Origin of the sequence: Nocardioides pinisoli (assembly GCF_024199985.1) — a bacterium.
GTDB classification, from domain to species: domain Bacteria; phylum Actinomycetota; class Actinomycetes; order Propionibacteriales; family Nocardioidaceae; genus Nocardioides; species Nocardioides pinisoli.
In genome coordinates this window covers 437,654-455,289 of the sequence record NZ_JANARS010000003.1, presented here as the reverse complement: position 1 = coordinate 455,289, position 17,636 = coordinate 437,654, and the positions used below count along the sequence as shown (strand labels likewise).

General features: G+C 74.0%; 17 protein-coding genes. 13 read left to right on the top strand and 4 right to left on the bottom strand.

The genetic code is table 11. The annotated features are described in order from the left end of the window. Positions 1-43: 43 nt before the first annotated feature. A complete protein-coding gene (locus tag NCI01_RS09290) occupies positions 44-760 on the top strand; it encodes a Fic family protein (protein ID WP_254181195.1) in 717 nt (238 codons plus the stop codon). A gap of 263 nt (positions 761-1,023) precedes the next feature. On the opposite strand, the gene NCI01_RS09285 is transcribed toward NCI01_RS09290, so the two are convergent. Beyond that, positions 1,024-1,821 carry an HAD family hydrolase gene (locus tag NCI01_RS09285; protein WP_254181194.1) on the bottom strand — a complete coding sequence of 266 codons (798 nt, stop codon included), beginning with the start codon at positions 1,819-1,821 and terminating at the stop codon, positions 1,024-1,026. A gap of 166 nt (positions 1,822-1,987) precedes the next feature. On the opposite strand from NCI01_RS09285, the gene ssd reads away from it, so the two are divergent. From ssd to NCI01_RS09250, 7 genes are all read left to right on the top strand, one after another. Further along, entirely contained in the window at positions 1,988-3,001 is a 1,014-nt protein-coding gene (ssd, locus tag NCI01_RS09280) for a septum site-determining protein Ssd (protein WP_254181193.1), read from the top strand. Beyond that, the gene (locus NCI01_RS09275; RefSeq protein ID WP_254181192.1) at positions 2,998-4,161 is read left to right on the top strand and encodes a TadA family conjugal transfer-associated ATPase; all 1,164 of its coding nucleotides are present in this window, start codon (positions 2,998-3,000) and stop codon (positions 4,159-4,161) included. The genes ssd and NCI01_RS09275 overlap by 4 nt, the downstream gene beginning before the upstream one ends. After that, positions 4,155-4,847 (top strand): type II secretion system F family protein, encoded by a 693-nt coding sequence (locus NCI01_RS09270; protein WP_254181191.1) that lies wholly within the window; start codon positions 4,155-4,157, stop codon positions 4,845-4,847. Before NCI01_RS09275 ends, NCI01_RS09270 begins: the two co-directional genes overlap by 7 nt. Beyond that, a complete protein-coding gene (locus NCI01_RS09265; protein ID WP_254181190.1) occupies positions 4,844-5,530 on the top strand; it encodes a type II secretion system F family protein in 687 nt (228 codons plus the stop codon). The genes NCI01_RS09270 and NCI01_RS09265 overlap by 4 nt, the downstream gene beginning before the upstream one ends. 141 nt (positions 5,531-5,671) lie before the next feature. Next, positions 5,672-5,884 (top strand): DUF4244 domain-containing protein, encoded by a 213-nt coding sequence (locus NCI01_RS09260; RefSeq protein WP_254181189.1) that lies wholly within the window; start codon positions 5,672-5,674, stop codon positions 5,882-5,884. Next, positions 5,884-6,261: a TadE family protein gene (locus NCI01_RS09255; protein WP_254181188.1), complete on the top strand. Its 378-nt coding sequence runs from the start codon at positions 5,884-5,886 to the stop codon at positions 6,259-6,261. The genes NCI01_RS09260 and NCI01_RS09255 overlap by 1 nt, the downstream gene beginning before the upstream one ends. Further along, positions 6,258-6,623, top strand: a complete 366-nt coding sequence (locus NCI01_RS09250; RefSeq protein ID WP_254181187.1) for an Rv3654c family TadE-like protein — start codon at positions 6,258-6,260, stop codon at positions 6,621-6,623. The genes NCI01_RS09255 and NCI01_RS09250 overlap by 4 nt, the downstream gene beginning before the upstream one ends. Positions 6,624-6,646: 23 nt before the next feature. Here the strand turns inward: NCI01_RS09250 and NCI01_RS09245 are convergent, their stop codons facing one another. Together NCI01_RS09245 and sftH are read right to left on the bottom strand one after the other, a co-directional pair. Then, positions 6,647-6,952 carry a hypothetical protein gene (locus tag NCI01_RS09245; RefSeq protein ID WP_254181186.1) on the bottom strand — a complete coding sequence of 102 codons (306 nt, stop codon included), beginning with the start codon at positions 6,950-6,952 and terminating at the stop codon, positions 6,647-6,649. A 15-nt stretch (positions 6,953-6,967) separates the two neighbouring features. Continuing rightward, entirely contained in the window at positions 6,968-9,319 is a 2,352-nt protein-coding gene (gene sftH, locus NCI01_RS09240) for a DEAD/DEAH box helicase (RefSeq protein ID WP_254181185.1), read from the bottom strand. A gap of 230 nt (positions 9,320-9,549) precedes the next feature. On the opposite strand from sftH, the gene NCI01_RS09235 reads away from it, so the two are divergent. Further along, positions 9,550-9,885, top strand: a complete 336-nt coding sequence (locus tag NCI01_RS09235; protein WP_254181184.1) for an anti-sigma factor antagonist — start codon at positions 9,550-9,552, stop codon at positions 9,883-9,885. A gap of 235 nt (positions 9,886-10,120) precedes the next feature. Next, the gene (locus NCI01_RS09230; RefSeq protein WP_254181183.1) at positions 10,121-12,436 is read left to right on the top strand and encodes a sodium-translocating pyrophosphatase; all 2,316 of its coding nucleotides are present in this window, start codon (positions 10,121-10,123) and stop codon (positions 12,434-12,436) included. A gap of 66 nt (positions 12,437-12,502) precedes the next feature. On the opposite strand, the gene NCI01_RS09225 is transcribed toward NCI01_RS09230, so the two are convergent. Further along, entirely contained in the window at positions 12,503-13,438 is a 936-nt protein-coding gene (locus NCI01_RS09225) for a phosphotransferase family protein (protein ID WP_254181182.1), read from the bottom strand. On the opposite strand from NCI01_RS09225, the gene NCI01_RS09220 reads away from it, so the two are divergent. From NCI01_RS09220 to NCI01_RS09210, 3 genes are all read left to right on the top strand, one after another. Next, on the top strand, positions 13,437-14,906 hold the full coding sequence (locus NCI01_RS09220) for a DUF7059 domain-containing protein (protein WP_254181181.1): 1,470 nt from the start codon (positions 13,437-13,439) through the stop codon (positions 14,904-14,906). The genes NCI01_RS09225 and NCI01_RS09220 overlap by 2 nt on opposite strands. Positions 14,907-14,979: 73 nt before the next feature. Further along, the gene (locus tag NCI01_RS09215) at positions 14,980-15,321 is read left to right on the top strand and encodes a DUF3140 domain-containing protein (RefSeq protein WP_254181180.1); all 342 of its coding nucleotides are present in this window, start codon (positions 14,980-14,982) and stop codon (positions 15,319-15,321) included. A 166-nt stretch (positions 15,322-15,487) separates the two neighbouring features. After that, positions 15,488-17,611: a PQQ-dependent sugar dehydrogenase gene (locus NCI01_RS09210; protein WP_254181179.1), complete on the top strand. Its 2,124-nt coding sequence runs from the start codon at positions 15,488-15,490 to the stop codon at positions 17,609-17,611. Positions 17,612-17,636 lie beyond the last annotated feature (25 nt).

The following is a 17,636-nucleotide window of genomic DNA, read 5'->3' as shown; positions in this document are numbered from 1 at the left end:
TCCCGCGAGCGGGCGCGACGGCCGTCGCGGCTACCGTCCTCCCATGACCGACCCGCTCGCCTGGCTCACCGACCTCGAAGGGGTCCGTTCGGCCTACGCCGGCACCCGCGACGGGATCGACGTGATGCTGCGCGACCGCGGCCTGCGGCGTACGTCTCCCGAGCTGACCGCGGAGTCGCTACTCCGCGGCGCCCACGCGAGCGCCGTGCTGGAGGGGTCGTCCTCGACGCTGGAGCAGGTGCGGGCGGGGGAGGGCGACGAGATCGCGGCCGACGCCGTCCGGCTGTCGGCCTCCATGTTGGCGCTCGCGCCGCTGCTCAAGACCGCGCCGTTGCAGGCCATCGCCCGTCTGCACGCCGTCGTCGGCGCCTCGGCGGTCGCCCACGACGAGCTCGGGCGCCCGCGCGACGCCGCCTCGGCCGACCGGTTGCGCGGGGTGTCGGAGCTGCTGCTCTCGGGCACGGAGGCCCCGGCCCTCCTCGTCGCCGCGGTCGCGCACGCCGACGTGGCGACCGCCGCCCCCTTCGCCTCGCACAACGGCATCGTGGCCCGCGCGCTCGAGCGGTTGGTGCTGGTCTCGCGCGCGGTCGACACCAAGTCGCTCGTCGTGCCCGAGGCCGGGCACCTGGCCCTCCGGTCGGCGTACGAGTCCAACCTGCGCGCCTACCGCGAGGGCGGGCCGAGCGGCGTGCACGCCTGGGCGCTCTACGGAGCCGAGGCCTTCAGCGCGGGCGCCGAGGCGTCTCCGCTGCGCGGGTAGCCGCGAGGACCACCGTCCGCACGTGCGAGCGGCACCCGCTCACGAGGATCGGGTGCCGCCGCTGACACGTGACGCCGTGGCTACCAAGCGTGCTCTTCTCAATCGCTGCGTCGGGCAGATCCCGATCGGCCAGCACCCCATCGGATGGGTGGATCGCCGCGTGGGTACCCAGGTCACGTGCTGCTGTGGAGTTCTACCTCAGTTCTATCCCGGCCCCCCGGCACCTTCAAGGCTTGACTTTGGGGGCCGTCGATGGGTCCCGCTCAGGCGCCGGCGATCCGCTTGCGACGGCTCGACCAGAGGAGTCCGCCCGCCGCGACGGCGCCACCGACGGCCAGGGCGGCGAGGGTCGGCCGAGCCGCGGGCACCACGAGCCGGCGACGCAGCGCCACCGGTCGCACGAACAGCAGCACCGGCCACTCCCTGGCGGTCGCGATCCGCCGCAGCTCCCGGTCGGGGTTGACCGCGAAGGGGTGACCGACGACCTCGAGCATGTGCACGTCGGTCACCGAGTCGCTGTAGGCGTAGCACTCGTCGAGGTCGTAGCCCACGGTCGCGGCGAGGTGCTCGATCGCGCGGGCCTTCTCCTCGGCGTAGGCGTAGTAGTCGATGTTGCCGGTGTACTTCCCGTCCGCGATCTCCATCCGGGTGGCGATCACCCGGTCCGCGCCGAGCATCTCGCCGATCGGCTCGACCACCTCGACCCCTGAGGCCGAGACGATGACGATGTCGCGACCGGCCGCGCGGTGCTCCTCGATCAGGGTCACCGCCTCGTCGTAGACGAGGGGCTCGACGATCGTGGTGAGGGTCTCGTGGACGATGTCGCGCACCGTGGCGACGTCCCAGCCGGCGCACAGCTGCGACATGAAGTCGCGCATCTTGTCCATCTGGTCGTGGTCGGCGCCGCCGGTGAAGAAGACGAACTGCGCGTACGCCGAGCGCAGCATCGCCCGCCTGGAGATGAGCCCACCCGCCTGGAACTCGCGGCTGAAGGCCAGCGTGCTCGACTTCGCGATGATCGTCTTGTCGAGGTCGAAGAAGGCCGCTTGGGGGCGGGGCATGCGGCCATCGTAGGGGGCCGGGCGGGCGGCGTCCGGTGCCTCGCGCGCGCCTCGTGGCCCCACGGCTGCGCCACGACCCGTCCACAGGCGGCGCCGGGAGCCCGCCGTCCACAGGCCGCGCCCGGGTGGGCTGTCGGGCGTCGGTGTCCGCGTCGACGCTCGGGGCATGCCCGTCCTCCTCATCACCCGGTCCCCGTCCGTCCACGACTCGGTCGTCCCCCTCTGTGCGGCGGCGGGGGTCGGGGCGGAGGTCTGCGCCGAGCCGTCCCTGTCCCTGGCCGCCTGGCGCGAGGCCGACCTCGTGCTGGTCGGCGACGACCTCGCCGCGTCGCTGGCGGCGCTGGCCCCGTCGCGCCGCGCGGGCGTCCACGTCGTCGGGGTCGGTGTCGGTGACGCCGCCTTCCGCCACGCCGTCGAGCTGGGGGCGGCCTCGGTGGTCGACCTGCCCGCCGCCGCGGGCTGGCTGTCCGACGAGCTCGCCGACGTCGGCGAGCGGGCGTCGCCGGGACGCCTCGTCGGCGTCGTGGGTGGGGCCGGTGGCGCCGGTGCCACGACGCTCGCGTGCGCGCTCGCGCAGTGGCACGCGGCGCGGAGACCGACGCTGCTCGTCGACGGCGACCCGCTCGGGCCGGGCCTCGACCGCCTGCTCGGCATGGAGGACCTGGCGGGCGTGCGGTGGGAGGCCCTGGCCGAGACCGCGGGTCGGCTCGGCGCGCGGGCGCTGCGGGAGGGCGTTCCGCGACGCGACCACCTGGGCGTCCTCACGTGGTCGGGACTGCGCCGCCGGCTCGACCCGGCGGCGGCTCGCCGGGTCCTCCCGGCCGCCGTGCTCGGCCACGACCTCGTGGTCCTCGACCTGGCTCGTCAGAGCGGGTCGGCGCTGGTCGAGCTCGCCGACCGGTGCGACGACCTGCTGGTGGTGACCCCGGCGACGGTGCCGGGGCTGGCGGCGGCCTCGCGCCTGGTCGCCGACCTCGGCCGTGACGGCCGGGCCGGGCTGGTGCTGCGTCCGGGCGGACTCAGCGACGCCGACGCCCGACGCGTCACGGGCCTTCCCGTCGTGGCCGCGGTGGCCGACCAGCGAGGCGTGGCTGCGTCCGTCGACCGTGGCCTCGGCCCCCTGGCCGGACGCGGCCCGCTCGCCCGCGCCGCCCGCGACCTCCTGGCGGACGCGGCATGAGCACCCCCGTCCCCACCGGTGTGCTCGACGACGTACGCCGCCGACTGGCGGGCTCGGCTGGCGAGCTCACCCCGCACCGGGTGGCCGAGGCGCTGCGTGCCTCCGGCGCCCCGGTCGGCGACGCGACGGTGCTCGCGGTCCACGACCTGCTCCGCCGCGACGTGCTCGGCGCCGGTCCCCTGGAGGACCTGCTGCGGCTGCCCGACGTGACCGACGTGCTGGTCAACGGCCCCGAGGAGGTCTGGATCGATCGCGGTGCCGGGCTCGAGCGCGCCCCCGTGTCGTTCCCCGACGACGCGGCGGTGCGCCGTCTCGCCCAACGGCTGGCTGCCTCGGCCGGGCGACGCCTCGACGACGCCACCCCGCACGCCGACGTACGCCTCCCCGACGGCACGCGGTTCCACGCCGTGCTGGCACCGGTGGCCCGGTCCGGCACGGTGCTGTCGCTGCGCGTGCCGCGAGGGCGGGTCTGGACCCTTCCCGAGCTGGTCACGGCGGGCGCGGTGCCGCCCGACGGGGCGTTCCTGCTGGAGGAGGTCGTCGACTCGCGGTGCGCCTTCCTCGTCACCGGTGGCACCGGCACCGGCAAGACCTCGGTGCTCTCGGCGCTCCTGTCGCTGGTCGACCCGGGCGAGCGCATCGTCCTGGTCGAGGACGCCAGCGAGCTCCGGCCCGACCACCCGCACGTCGTCGCGCTCGAGGGCCGACCGGCCAACATCGAGGGCGCCGGCGAGATCTCGCTGCAGCTGCTCGTGCGGCAGGCACTGCGGATGCGACCCGACCGGCTCGTGGTCGGCGAGGTGCGCGGCGCCGAGGTGGTCGACCTCCTGGCGGCGCTCAACACCGGTCACGGCGGCGGGTGCGGGACGCTCCACGCCAACTCGGCCGCCGACGTGCCGGCGCGGGTGGAGGCGCTGTCCCTCGCCGCGGGACTGCCCCGGTCGGCGGCGCACAGCCAGCTCGCCGCCGCGCTCGACGTCGTCATCCACCTCGGCCGCGGACGGGACGGGCGCCGCCGCGTGCTCGAGCTCGGGGTGCCCGAGCGCGACGCGTCCGGGCACGTCGCCCTCCGCACGGCCGCGACGTTCGAGACCGACCGCGTCGTGCGCGGCCCTGCCGCCGGCGTCCTCGCCGCCCGGCTCGGGTCGGTGGCGTGGTGACCGGATGGCTGGCGGCCCTGGTGCTCGGCGCCGCCGTGGCCGTCGTGGTGCCAGGTGGGACGCCCGCCCCGGGGCGGCCGGCGCGAGGTCACGGGCTGTCGCCGCCGCGGCGGTGGGCGCTTCCCGTGCCGATCGTGGCCCGTCGGAGGCGCGACGCTGCCGACCAGGCGGCCGTGCTGGAGGTGTGTGACCTGCTGGCCGCCGACCTCGCCGCGGGGCGTCCGCCCGAGGCCGCCCTCGCGGCCGGCGCCGAGCGGTGGCCGCCGCTGCTCCCGGTCCTGGAGGCGATGCGGCTGGGCGCCGACGTCCCCGAGGCGATGCGCCGGCTGGCGGTCGAGAGGCGCGGTGCGGCAGACCTCCGCTGGGTCGCCGGGGCGTGGCAGGTGGCACACCACTCCGGCCACGGGCTCGCCGCTGCCCTGCAGCGCACCGCCGCCGGGCTGCGCGCCCGGCGGCGCACGCGGCGCCTGGTCGACTCCGAGCTGGCGTCGGCCCGCTCGACCGCCCGGCTCGTCGCCTGCCTGCCCGTCGCCGTGCTGCTGATGGGCTCGGGCGCCGGCTCCGACCCGTGGTCCTTCCTCTTGGCGACACCCCTCGGGTGGGCCTGCGGCCTCGTCGGACTGGCCCTCGTCGGTCTCGGTCTGTGGTGGATCGAGCGGATCGCTGACCGGGCGGCGGCACCGTGACCTGGCTGGCCGTGGCGTGCGCGTCGCTGGCGGTCGCAGCCCTGCTGCCCTCGGTCCCGCGCGTCCCGCGCCGCCGCTCGTCCTCCGGGGCCTCCGTCCGGCCCCTGGCGGTGGGCGGCGTCGCGATCGGCGCTTGGCTCGTCGTGGGCGGGGCCGTCGGCGTGCTGGCGGCGGCCGTCGCGGGGGTCGTCGCGCACCGCCTGCTCGCAGCGGTCGAGGCTCCCTCCGCCCGCCGCGAGCGGCAGGAGGTGGAGCGCACGCTCCCGCACCTCGTGGACCTCTTCGCCGCCACCCTGCGGGCCGGCTCCGAACCCGTCTCAGGCCTCGCCCAGGTCTGCGCCGCGCTCCCCGGGCCGGCCGCTGACCGGCTGGTGCCGGTCGTGGAGCAGTCCCGCTGGGGGGCCGCCGGCGTCGAGGCCTGGACGACCGTCGTCGACGACCCGGTGCTGGCTCCTCTGGCCCGCGCGATGGTCCGCTCGCAGGTGTCCGGTGCGTCCGTCGTGCAGAGCGTCGAGCGGCTCGCCGACGAGCTGCAGCGGGAGGCGCTCGCGCGGGCCGAGGACGCGGCCCGACGCGTCGGGGTGGCAGCGGCCATCCCGCTCGGCGCCTGCCTGCTGCCCGCCTTCATGCTGCTCGGCGTCGTGCCCACCGTGGCTGCGCTCTTCGGCTCGGTGACCCCGTGACGCGCCGCCGGGCGTCCACAGGGCGAGCGGTCCGGACGTCCTCCACAGGTTCGTCGCCACGCACGTGCAGGCCGGCCGCAGCCCTCGCAGGCTGGACGTCGGTCGGGGTTCATCGGGAGCCCCGCGACGACAGGGGAACTGATGAAGCCCATGCACCACCTGCGACGACGCAGGTCGACGACGACCGTCAGGCGGCGGAGCGAGGCCGGCATCACCACCGCGGAGTACGCCGTCGGCACCGCCGCCGGCGCCGGCTTCGCGGGACTGCTCTACACGCTGCTCACCGGTGCCTTCGGCGACCAGCTGCTGGAGCGGATGTTCAAGCACGTCATGAGCCTGCTCGGCATCGGCTGATGCCTGCGCGGTCTCGCGGGGCGCAGTCCCGGGGCGAGTCCGGCGCGGCGACGGCCGAGCTCGCGATCGGCATCCCGCTCCTCGTCGCCCTGACCGCCGGCCTGGTGTGGATGCTGGCGGTCGGCGCTGCGCAGGTGCGCGTCGTCGACGCGTCCCGCGAGGCCGCGCGCGCCGTCGCGCGCGGCGACGACGTCACCTCCGCCCAGGGCGTTGCCCTGCGCATCGCCCCGGAGGGTGCGCGCGTGCGGGTCGAGGTCGGCGCGACCGACGTGGTCGTGACGACCTCCGTCCGGGTCAGCGGCCCGGGTGGCCTGCTCGGCGCGCTGCCCGGCGTGACCGTGACGGCCGACGCGGTGGCGGTGGTGGAGGAGTCGTGACGGCTCGGCGGGAGCACGCCGGCGAACGAGGCGCGGCGACCGTGCTCGTGGTGGCGATGGCCGGCGTGCTGGCGTTCGTGATGGCCGGGCTGGCCGCTGCCGGTGGGCTGGTCACGGCCCAGCGCCGGGCCCAGGCCGCCGCAGACCTCGCCGCGCTGGCGGGCGCCGGAGCGCTCGTCGACGTCGGCGCCGCCGTGGATCCGTGCGGGCTCGCCGCCCGGGTCGCCCGTGCCAATGCGGCCGTGCTCGACGCCTGCGCGCCCGACGGCCTGACGATCCGGGTCACCGTCTCGGTGGACGGGCCGGACGTCCCGTGGCGCGACGTGCGCGTCACCGCTGACGCGCGCGCCGGACCCGGCTGACACGCGGCCCGCCGCGGGCGACCTCAGACCTCGTCCCGCCGCTCCGGGTCGTCGGTGCGCCGCTCGGCCTCGACCCGCTCGAGCTTCTGGTTGAGCTCGGTGAGCTCCTTGCGCTCGCGGCGGTGGGCCAGGCTCCGCTTGGTGCCCCACTTGAGGATCGCGAAGCCCCACAGGATGGCCGCACCGGCGGCCACCCCGACCAGGAACGACTCGAGGGTGGTGACGCTGAAGCCCAGCAGCTCGCCGCCCGACCCGGGCTCGCTGACGAAGAGGGCGGACAGCACCGCGATGCCGCCGAGGATCATGAGACCGAGGCCGAGGATCACCATGACCCGAATCTAGCCCTAACCGTCGCTTCCGTCGGCACGCGGTGCCCCCGACAGGAGGGCGTCGAGGAGAGCGATGGCGCCGGCCTTGTCGAGCGGGTTGTTCTGGTTGCCGCACTTGGGTGACTGGATGCACGACGGGCAGCCGCTGGTGCACTCGCAGCTCGCGATCGCCTCGCGGGTGGCGGTGAGCCAGGAGACGGCCGTGCGGAAGCCGCGCTCGGAGAAGCCGGCACCGCCCGGGTGGCCGTCGTAGACGAAGACGGTGAGCACCCCGGTGTCGGCGTGACGGGCCGTCGAGACGCCACCGATGTCCCAGCGGTCGCAGGTGGCGAAGAGGGGGAGGAGGCCGATCGAGCAGTGCTCGGCCGCATGGGCCGCGCCCGGCACGTCGAGCGCCGCCAGCCCGGCCTCGGCCACCACGTCGTCGGGGACCGTCCACCACACCGCCGTCGTGCGCAGCGTGCGCTCGGGCAGGTCGAGCGGGTCCTCCGACAGCACCTCGCCGCCGGGCTGGCGCCGCTTGAGGAAGGAGACCACCTGGTGGGAGACGTCGACCTCGCCGAGCGCGAGCTCGCAGCCGCCCCACGACCGGCGCTCGCGGGTCGCGACGATGCTGATGTCGGTGACCTCGCGGGCCGTGGTGCTGTAGGACGGCTCGTCGCGACGCATGACCGCGACGTGGTGCTCGAGGTCGAGGTCCTCCACCAGCCAGGTCTCGCCCTGGTGCACGTAGACCGCGCCGGGGTGGGCCTGGTTGTGGGCGCCGCCGGCGTCGACGGTGCCGACGACCCGGCCGGTGCCGGCCTCGATCAGCTGCACGGGCGACCCGCCCGCGGACCGGATGTCGGCCAGGTCGGCCGCGCGGCTCCGGTCGGTCCAGAACCAGCCACGCGGGCGCCGCCGCAGCAACCCGAGCGTCGTCAGCTCGTCGACGACCTCCCGGGCGGTGGACCCGAAGAGCGGCAGGTCGGCCTCGGTGAGGGGCTGCTCCTGCGCGGCCGCGCACAGGTGGGGGCCCATGACGTGGGGGTTGGCCGGGTCGAAGACCGACGCCTCGACGGGAGCGCCGATCAGCTTGTCGGGGTGGGTCACGAGATAGGTGTCGAGCGGGTCGTCCTTGGCGACCAGGACGCCGAGCGCGTCCTGGGCGCCCCGGCCCGCCCGCCCGACCTGCTGCCAGAACGCCGCCCGGGTGCCCGGGAAGCCGGCGATGAGCACGGCGTCGAGCCCGCTGATGTCGATGCCCAGCTCGAGCGCGTTGGTCGCGGCCAGCCCGACCAGGTCGCCGCGGCGCAGCGCGGCCTCGAGCGCCCGGCGCTCCTCGGGGAGGTAGCCGCCGCGGTAGGCGGCGATCCGGTCGGGCAGCGACGGGTCGACCTCGCTCAGCAGCTCGGCGGCGGACAGCGCGACCTGCTCGGCGCCGCGCCTCGACCGGATGAAGGCCAGGGTGCGCACGTCCTCGGCCACCAGGTCGGCGAGGAGGTCGGCGACCTCCGACGACGCGGCCCGCCGCACGGGCGCGCCGTTCTCACCGGCGTGGGAGGTGAAGGGCGGCTCCCACAGCAGCAGCGACACCTCCCCGCGCGGGGAGTCGTCGCGGGTCAGCGCGACCACGTCGAGACCGGTCAGCCGCGACGCGGTGACCTCCGGCTCCGCGACCGTCGCCGAGGCGAGCACGAACGTCGGGTGCGCGCCGTACATCGCGCACACCCGCCGCAGCCGGCGCAGCACGTGGGAGACGTGCGCGCCGAACACGCCGCGGTAGTGGTGGCACTCGTCGACGACGACGTACTGCAGCGACCCGAGGAGCCGCGACCAGCGGTGATGCGAGGGCAGCAGCGAGCGGTGGAGCATGTCGGGGTTGGTGAGCACGTACTCGCCGAAGTCGCGCGTCCAGTCGCGCTCCTCGCGGGAGCTGTCGCCGTCGTGCGCCGCCAGGCGTACGTCGAGGCCCAGCGACGACAGCCCGGCGAGCTGGTCGTGGGCCAGCGCCTTGGTCGGGGCCAGGTAGAGCACCGACGCGCCCCGCTCGCCGCGCGGACCGCGGGCGGCGCGGATCGCGGACAGCGCCGGCAGCTGGTAGGCCAGCGACTTCCCCGAGGCCGTGCCCGTCGCGACGATCACGTGGTCGCCGGCGTGCGCCGCGTCGGCCGCGACCACCTGGTGCCGCCACGGTCGCGCGACCCCCTGGCCGGCGTAGGCCCCGCGGACGTCGTCGGGCACCCAGTCGGGCCAGTCCGCGTGCACGGCCTCCCGCGCCGGCAGCACCTCGAGGTGCCGCAGCCGGTCCTCGCGTCCGGGCACCCCCGTGAGCCGACGCACGAGCACGTCGACCGGTGGCACGACGCCGGGGCGGGACTGGTTCACCTGCGCAGTCTGGCAAAGGCCGGGGACGTCGCCGGAGGCGGTGGCGGGGGTGGTGGCGGGGGTGGTGCGGGCCTGATGCGGGGCCGATGCGGATGTGATGTGGATGTGATGTGGAGAGGAGTCCTGCGGAACCCGTGTGACTCGTGGTTTGATACCACCCGAAGAACGAAGGGGCACGGGCGTGCCCGAAGACGCACTGTCCGAACGAGTTCGGGGACCGGGGAGCAGTCGTGGATCTCACCCTTGCGACACGCGAGGTGGACGGCCGTGCCGTCGTTGCCGTCGGCGGCGAGATCGACGTCTACACCGCGCCCAAGCTGCGTGACTGCATCACCGAGCTGGTCGGTGCCGGCACCTACGACATCGTCATCGACCTCGAGGCGGTCGAGTTCCTCGACTCCACGGGCCTCGGCGTGCTCGTCGGCGGGCTCAAGAAGGTCCGCGCCCACGACGGCTCGCTCGACCTGGTGTGCACCCAGGAGCGGCTGCTCAAGATCTTCCGCATCACCGGCCTGGCCAAGGTGTTCGTGATCCACGACTCCGTCGGCCTGGCGCCCGGCGTCTGAGGCCCCGCCCACCCGGTCCGACCCCTCAGTACGCCCTGCCCGGGCGCGATCGTCGTACGACCCACCACCCCTGCGGACGTGTCCGCAGGGGTTTTGTCACGTTCGAACCGGGTGCCGGTCCAGATAGCAGGTGTGGCCTGGGTCACGCTGCCCCGTGATCTGGGTCACGTCTGCGTAGACTCCGGCGCGTTCACGGATCTATTCCAGCGCTAGACCAAGTCCGAGGAGGACACGCATGACGGGGATCTTGCCCGCGGTCGTCGCGACTCCCGAGCTCGAAGGCAGCAACCTCGTCCTGGTCGTCGTCGTCGCCCTGATCGCGCTCGGCGCGCTCGGGATGGCCGCGATGTTCAGGTCGCAGGTGCTCGCCGCGGGTGAGGGCACCGACAACATGAAGACGATCGCCCAGGCCGTCCAGGAAGGCGCCAACGCCTACCTGCAGCGGCAGTTCCGCACACTCGGGATCTTCGCCGCGGTGGCGTTCGTGGTCCTGTTCGCACTGCCCGCCGACGACATGACCGTCCGCATCGGCCGCTCCATCTTCTTCCTGGTCGGCGCCGGCTTCTCCGCCGCCATCGGCTACCTCGGCATGAGCCTGGCCGTGCGCGCCAACCTGCGCGTCGCGGCCGCCGCCGAGACCGAGGGCCGCGATCCCGCCATGACGATCGGGTTCCGCACCGGCGCGTTCGTCGGCATGGCAACCGTCGGCCTCGGCCTCCTCGGCGCCAGCGTCGTCGTCCTGCTGTTCCGCGACGAGGCCCCGGTCGTGCTCGAGGGCTTCGGCTTCGGCGCAGCGCTCCTCGCCATGTTCATGCGAGTCGGCGGCGGCATCTTCACCAAGGCCGCCGACGTGGGTGCCGACCTCGTCGGCAAGGTCGAGCAGGGCATCCCCGAGGACGACCCCCGCAACGCCGCCACCATCGCCGACAACGTGGGCGACAACGTGGGCGACTGCGCCGGCATGGCCGCCGACCTGTTCGAGTCCTACGCCGTCACGCTGGTCGCCGCGCTGATCCTCGGCGCCGCCGCGTTCGGCGACAAGGGCCTGGTCTTCCCGCTGCTGATCCCCGCGATCGGCGCGCTGACCGCCGTCCTGGGCATCTACATCACCAAGCCGCGGGCCGGCGAGAACGGCCTGACCACCATCAACCGGGCGTTCTACATCTCCGCCGCCGTCGGCGCGCTCGCCTCCGTGGTCCTGTCCTACGTCTACCTGCCCGGCGACTTCGCCGAGTTCGGCGACACGTTCGCCGGCATCGACGGCGACCCGCGCTTCATCGCCAGCGCCGCCGTCGTCATCGGCATCGTGATGGCGGCGGGCATCCTCGCCCTCACCGGCTACTACACCGGCACCGAGTTCCGTCCGGTCAAGGACGTCGGCAAGACGTCGCTCACCGGTCCCGCCACCGTCATCCTCTCCGGCCTCAGCGTCGGCTTCGAGTCCGCGGTCTACACCACGCTCGTCATCGGGGCGGCCGTCTTCGGCGCCTACCTGCTCGGCGGCGCCACCCTGACGGTGTCGCTCTTCGCCGTCGCGCTGGCAGGCTGCGGCCTGCTGACCACGGTCGGCGTCATCGTCGCGATGGACACCTTCGGCCCCGTCTCCGACAACGCCCAGGGCATCGCCGAGATGTCGGGCGACGTGAGCCCCGAGGGCGCGCAGATCCTCACCGAGCTCGACGCCGTCGGCAACACCACCAAGGCGATCACCAAGGGCATCGCGATCGCCACCGCGGTGCTGGCCGCGACGGCCCTCTTCGGCTCCTACGCCACCTCGGTGGCCGAGGCGCTCGCGGAGGCCAGCCCCACCGACGAGGAGATCGGCCTGCTCAGCTTCGAGGTCTTCAACCCCGCCGTCCTGGTCGGCGTGCTCCTCGGTGCGGCCGTGGTGTTCCTGTTCTCCGGCCTGGCCATCAACGCCGTCGCCCGCGCTGCCGGCGCGGTCGTGATGGAGGTGCGCCGCCAGTTCCGCGACATCCCCGGGATCATGGAGGGCACCGGCCGCCCGGAGTACGGCAAGGTCGTCGACATCGTCACCCGCGACTCGCTCCGCGAGCTCGTCACGCCCGGCATCCTCGCCGTCATGGCTCCCGTCGCCGTGGGCTTCGGCCTCGGCGTGACCGCCCTGGCGGGCTTCCTCGCCGGTGCGATCGGCGCCGGCACCCTGATGGCCGTCTTCCTGGCCAACGCGGGCGGTGCGTGGGACAACGCCAAGAAGCTGGTCGAGGACGGCCACCACGGCGGCAAGGGCTCGCCCGCCCACGAGGCGACCGTCATCGGCGACACCGTCGGCGATCCGTTCAAGGACACCGCCGGTCCGGCCATCAACCCGCTGATCAAGGTGATGAACCTGGTCTCGCTGCTCATCGCCAGCGCGATCGTCTCGATGAGCGTGGGCGACGACCAGAACGACGTGCTGCGCGTCGTGATCGCGCTCGTCGCGGTCGCCATCATCACCGGCGCCGTGATCGTGTCCAAGCGCCGCGAGGTCGCCATCGCCGACGACGGCGACAACACCGGTTCGACGTCGATGGCTCCGCGCCACGCCTGACCCGCACCACCCGTTCCACCCGTCCCGCACCTGATGGCGGTCGGTCGCCCCGGCGACCGGCCGCCATCACGCTGTCCCGAAGTGCGGCCGGGTCAGCTCCTCGGTGAGCCCGCCGAGCGCGGTGTGGTCGTCGGTGTCCCCGACGTGCGGCCCCTGCAGCCACTGGGCGAACGACCAGATCTCCGAGAGCCGCCACTCCAGGTCGAACAGCCGCACCATCTGCCGGTCGTGGTCGACGTCCCGGCCCTCGTGCACGAGCGTGGCGAGGTCGCGCTCGCGCGGCGCCAGCAGCAACGACTCCCAGTCGACCAGCCAGGTGCGCCCGCGGGCGAGCCACTGGTTGCGGACGTGCGGCTCGCCGTGCGTGACGACGTACGTCGACGGGTCGGCGAGCGCGACCAGCCGCGCGTGCTCCCGGGCCCAGCCGCCCACGGTGGTGAGGTGCTCGACGAGGAGCTCGTGCGCGGCGGGACCGAGCGGACCCGTCCACGGCTGCTGGAGCAGGCTGCGCAGCAGGGCGGGCAGGTCGGAGGGGATCTCGGTGGACCAGGCGCGGGCGCTGGCCGGTGCCGGCGCGGCGTGCAGGTCGGCCAGCAGGTCGGGCAGCTCGGCCACGGACTCCTCGGGGCGGGTCCCCTCGAGCCACCCGGTCACGCTGGTGGTGCGTGCGCCGAGCGGCGCGGTGAACGTGCCGTCTAGGGAGGGCAGCGACGGCCACACGAACGGCAGGTCCAGCGAGGCCGCCGAGGCGTACGCCGCCTCCAGCGTCGCCTGCGTGTGGCGGGGCAGGTCGGGGTCGAGGGTCAGGAAGAGCGCCGGCTCACCGTCCACGTCCACCCGCCAGTGGTGTGCACCCCACCCGACCGCCAGGTGCTCCACGGCGTCGGCGCGCGGCTCCCAGAGGCGGCGGACCAGCCCGAGCACCTCGTCGTCGGTCACGTCCGGAGGTCGTTCGAGCACCGCGCCATCGAACCACGCCGGCACCTGCGAGGCTGGGGCCATGCCGTCCGACCTCGACTACGCCGGGCCCCTGCGCGACGCCCTGCTCGCCGCCGACTTCACCTACGACCGTGTCGCCGAGGCGATCGGCGAGGAGGCGCACCGCGCGCTCGGACGTAACGAGACCCTCCCCGCCCTGCGTCGTACGACGTCGGGCGCACCGCTCGACACCCTGGTCCGGCTCTTCCTGCTGCAGACGCGGGTGGCGCGCGACGACGCGGAGCGGGCCCTTCCCGGGCTGGTCGACCGGCTCTGCAACGCCGGGCTGCTCGAGCAGAGCGTCGGCGAGGTCGCGGCCCGCACCGACTGCCGGCCCTACGCGACCGACGAGCGCGACCTGTGGGTCGTGTCCGACCTGACCCCCGGCCTCGACGGTGCCCCCGTCGCGGTCGGCCCCGACCACGTCCTGGGCATCTCCAGCGCCTCGACGAGCCTGGCGCAGCTGACGATGCGCGAGCCGGTGGGCCGCGCCCTGGACCTCGGCACCGGCTGCGGCGTGCAGGCGCTCCACCTCGCCGGCCACGCCGACGCCGTGGTCGCGACCGACGTCAACGAGCGCGCGCTCTGGATGACCCGGCTCAACGCGGCGCTCAACGAGGTCGAGGTCGACGTCAGGAGCGGCTCGTTCTTCGAGCCCGTCGCGGGCGAGCGCTTCGACCTGGTCGCCACCAACCCGCCCTTCGTCATCTCCCCGGCGACCGGCGAGCGCCTGGTCTACCGCGACTCCGGCCTGCCGGGCGACCGGGTCGTCGAGCACATCGTGCGCACCGGTCCCGACCACCTCACCGAGGGCGGGTGGCTGCAGGTGCTGGCCAACTGGGCGATCGTCGACGGCCGTCCCTGGGACGAGCGGCTCGGGTCGTGGCTGCGCGAGGACTGCGACGCGCTCGTGGTGCAGCGCGAGACGCTGGACCCGTCGGCCTACGTCGAGCTGTGGCTCAAGGACAGCGGCCACCACGGGCGCCCCGACTACGCCCGGCGCTACGACACCTGGCTGTCCTGGCTGGAGGAGACCGGTATCGACGGCGTGGGCTTCGGGTGGATCAACGTCCGGCGGGGCGGGGGAGGCCGTCACGAGCTCCTCGAGTGGCCCTACGACGTCGAGCAGCCGATCGGGCCGGCGATCCGGGCGTGGGGAGAGGCGGCGACCGGGCTGCGCGGGCTCACCGACGACGCGCTGCTGGGCGCGGTGCTGCGGGCGCGGGAGGACGTGCAGCAGGAGACGGTCGGACGGCCCGGGGCCGAGGACCCGGAGGCCATCGTGCTGCGCCAGCAGCGGGGCTTCCGGCGGGCCCGGACGGCCGACACGGTCGAGGCCGCCCTGGTCGGCGCCAGTGACGGCGACCTGACCCTCGAGCAGCTGCTCGGGGCCATCGCGGCGCTGCTGCAGCGCGACGAGGCCGACCTGCGCGAGACCTACCTGCCCGTCGTGCGCGAGCTGGTGGGCGAAGGCTTCCTGCTCCTCGGCTGACGGGCGTTGTGTCGCGGTCGAGTGGGTACTGCCCGGCCATGACCCAGACCACGACCCGGAACGGGGTGCAGTGATGGCCGAGTCCCTGATCGACGACGAGCTCTGGCAGGAGTTCCACGAGGTGGTCAACATGACCTCCCGCGAGCTGTCCGACTGGCTGCGGACCCAGGCGACCGGGGAGGACGGACGGGCGACCACCGGGCTGCCCGAGCTCGAGGTCGGCGAGGCCGTCGTCGCCATCCTCGGCAAGCGACGCACCGACCTGACTGGCGACGACGTCGACACGATGCAGCACGTGGTCGACCAGGTGCGCACGATCCGCGGCGACGAGCCCGAGCCCGAGGCGTACGACGACGACGTCCGGCGCGCCCTGATGCTGTTCGGGCACGACCCGCTGCGCCCGACAGGAGTCTGAGCCGACCCGAGAACGCTGGGAGCTGGTTCACCGCTGAGGGTGGGTCCCACGCTGAGCACTTGTGCCGACAGGCGGACAAAAGTCGCCTGCTCGTTGACGTGACGGTGGTCACGTGCCTACGTTGCTTGCTGGCTCCCAGCCACTCGGGAACAGGAGACCCCCCCAAATGAAGCATCCTTACCGCGCAGGGTTCACGGTCGCCGTCGGCGCCGCCTTCTGCCTGCCCACGCTGGCGGTGACCACCGCTGCCACGGCCCACGAGGGCCACGACGACACGGCCCCGCCGCCGCCCGCCGGCGCGTTCCAGAAGGTCACCCTCAACGACCGTCCGGGCGAGGCCATCGACCTCGCCGTGCTGCCGGACGGCGACGTCCTGCACACGACCCGGGCGGGCGTCATCTGGCACAACGACGCCCAGACGGGCGTCAACAGCGTCGCCGGCCGCATCCCGGTCTACCTCCACGACGAGGAGGGCCTGCAGAGCATCGCCCTCGACCCGGGCTACGACGGCAAGAAGAACAAGTGGATCTACCTCTACTACTCCCCGCCGCTCGACACCCCGGCCGACGACCCGGCCACCGCCTCGATCAACGAGGGCGACGCCCCGGAGACCGGCACGGCCGCCGACTTCGAGCGCTACAAGGGCCACCTGACCGTCTCGCGGTTCCAGTATTCCGGTGGCCAGGTGCAGCTCGACTCGGAGCAGAAGGTGCTCGACGTCCCCGTCGACCGCGGCATCTGCTGCCACGTCGGTGGTGACATCGTCTTCGACTCGGCGGGCAACCTGATCCTCTCGACCGGTGACGACACCAACCCGTTCCAGTCCGACGGCTACGTGCCGCTCGACGAGCGTCCCGAGCGCAACCCCGCGTTCGACGCCCAGCGCACCTCGGCCAACACCAACGACCTGCGCGGCAAGATCCTGCGGATCACGCCCAAGGCCGGCGGCGGCTACACGATCCCGGAGGGCAACCTGTTCGCCCCCGGCACGCCGAAGACGCGCCCGGAGATCTACTCGATGGGCTGGCGCAACCCGTTCCGCATCGAGATCGACCCCGACACCGACGACATCTGGGTCGCCGACTACTCGCCCGACGCCCGGCGCGCCGACCCCAACCGCGGCCCCGCCGGCCACGGCAAGTGGGCGGTCGTCGACGAGCCGTCCAACTACGGATGGCCCTACTGCGCGACGGCCGAGCTGCCCTACAACGACTTCGACTTCGCCACCCGCACGAGTGGCCCGAAGTTCAACTGCGACGCCCCGGTCAACGACTCCGTCCACAACACCGGCCTGCGCGAGCTGCCGCCGGTGGAGCAGCCGGAGGTCTGGTACTCCTACGGCCTCTCCGAGGAGTTCCCCGAGCTCGAGACCGGTGGCATCGGCCCCATGGCGGGACCGGCCTACCAGTACGACCGCAAGGCCACCAAGGGCCGCAACCCCGTCGCCTGGCCCGAGCGCTACGACGACACCCCGCTGTTCTACGAGTGGACGCGTGACTACATCAAGGGCTTCCACGTCGACGGCGAGGACGTCGCGATCGAGGACGTCGTCCCCGACATCGTCACCGACAACCCGATGGACATGGAGTTCGGCCCCGACGGTGCGCTCTACGTCCTCGAGTACGGCGACGGCTACTTCGCCGAGAACCCCGACGCCCAGCTCTCGCGCATCGACTTCATCGGCGAGGGCGGCAACCGCAGCCCGGTCCCGGCGATCGAGGCCGAGCCGACGGCCGGCAAGTCCCCGCTGACGGTCGACTTCTCGAGCGCCGGCACCACCGACCCGGACGGCGACACCAAGCTGAAGTACGCCTGGGACTTCGACGGTGACGGCAAGGTCGACAGCCGCCAGGCCGACCCCTCCTACACCTACGAGGAGGACGGCAGCTACCGCGCCACCTTGACGGTGACCGACAAGGGCGGGCGTCGCGCGTCGGCCGACGTCGACATCGTCGTCGGCAACCAGGCGCCGGTCGTCGAGTTCGTCACCCCGGTGGCGGGCCAGTCGTTCAGCTTCGGCGACACCGTGACGTACGAGGTCACGGTCACCGACGACGAGCCCGTCGACTGCAGCCGCGTCACCGTGACCTACGTGCTGGGCCACGACACCCACGGCCACCCGCAGTCCACGGCCACCGGGTGCACCGGCTCGCTCACCACCACGGTGCCCGAGGGCCACGACCCGGCGACCGAGGACCTCGCGGCCGTCTTCGTCGCGGAGTACACCGACGCGGGCTCCGAGCCCGGCCTGAGCGACTCCGACGAGGTCGTCCTCGAGCCGGCCGGCTGATCCGCAGCACGACCCGACCAGAGGC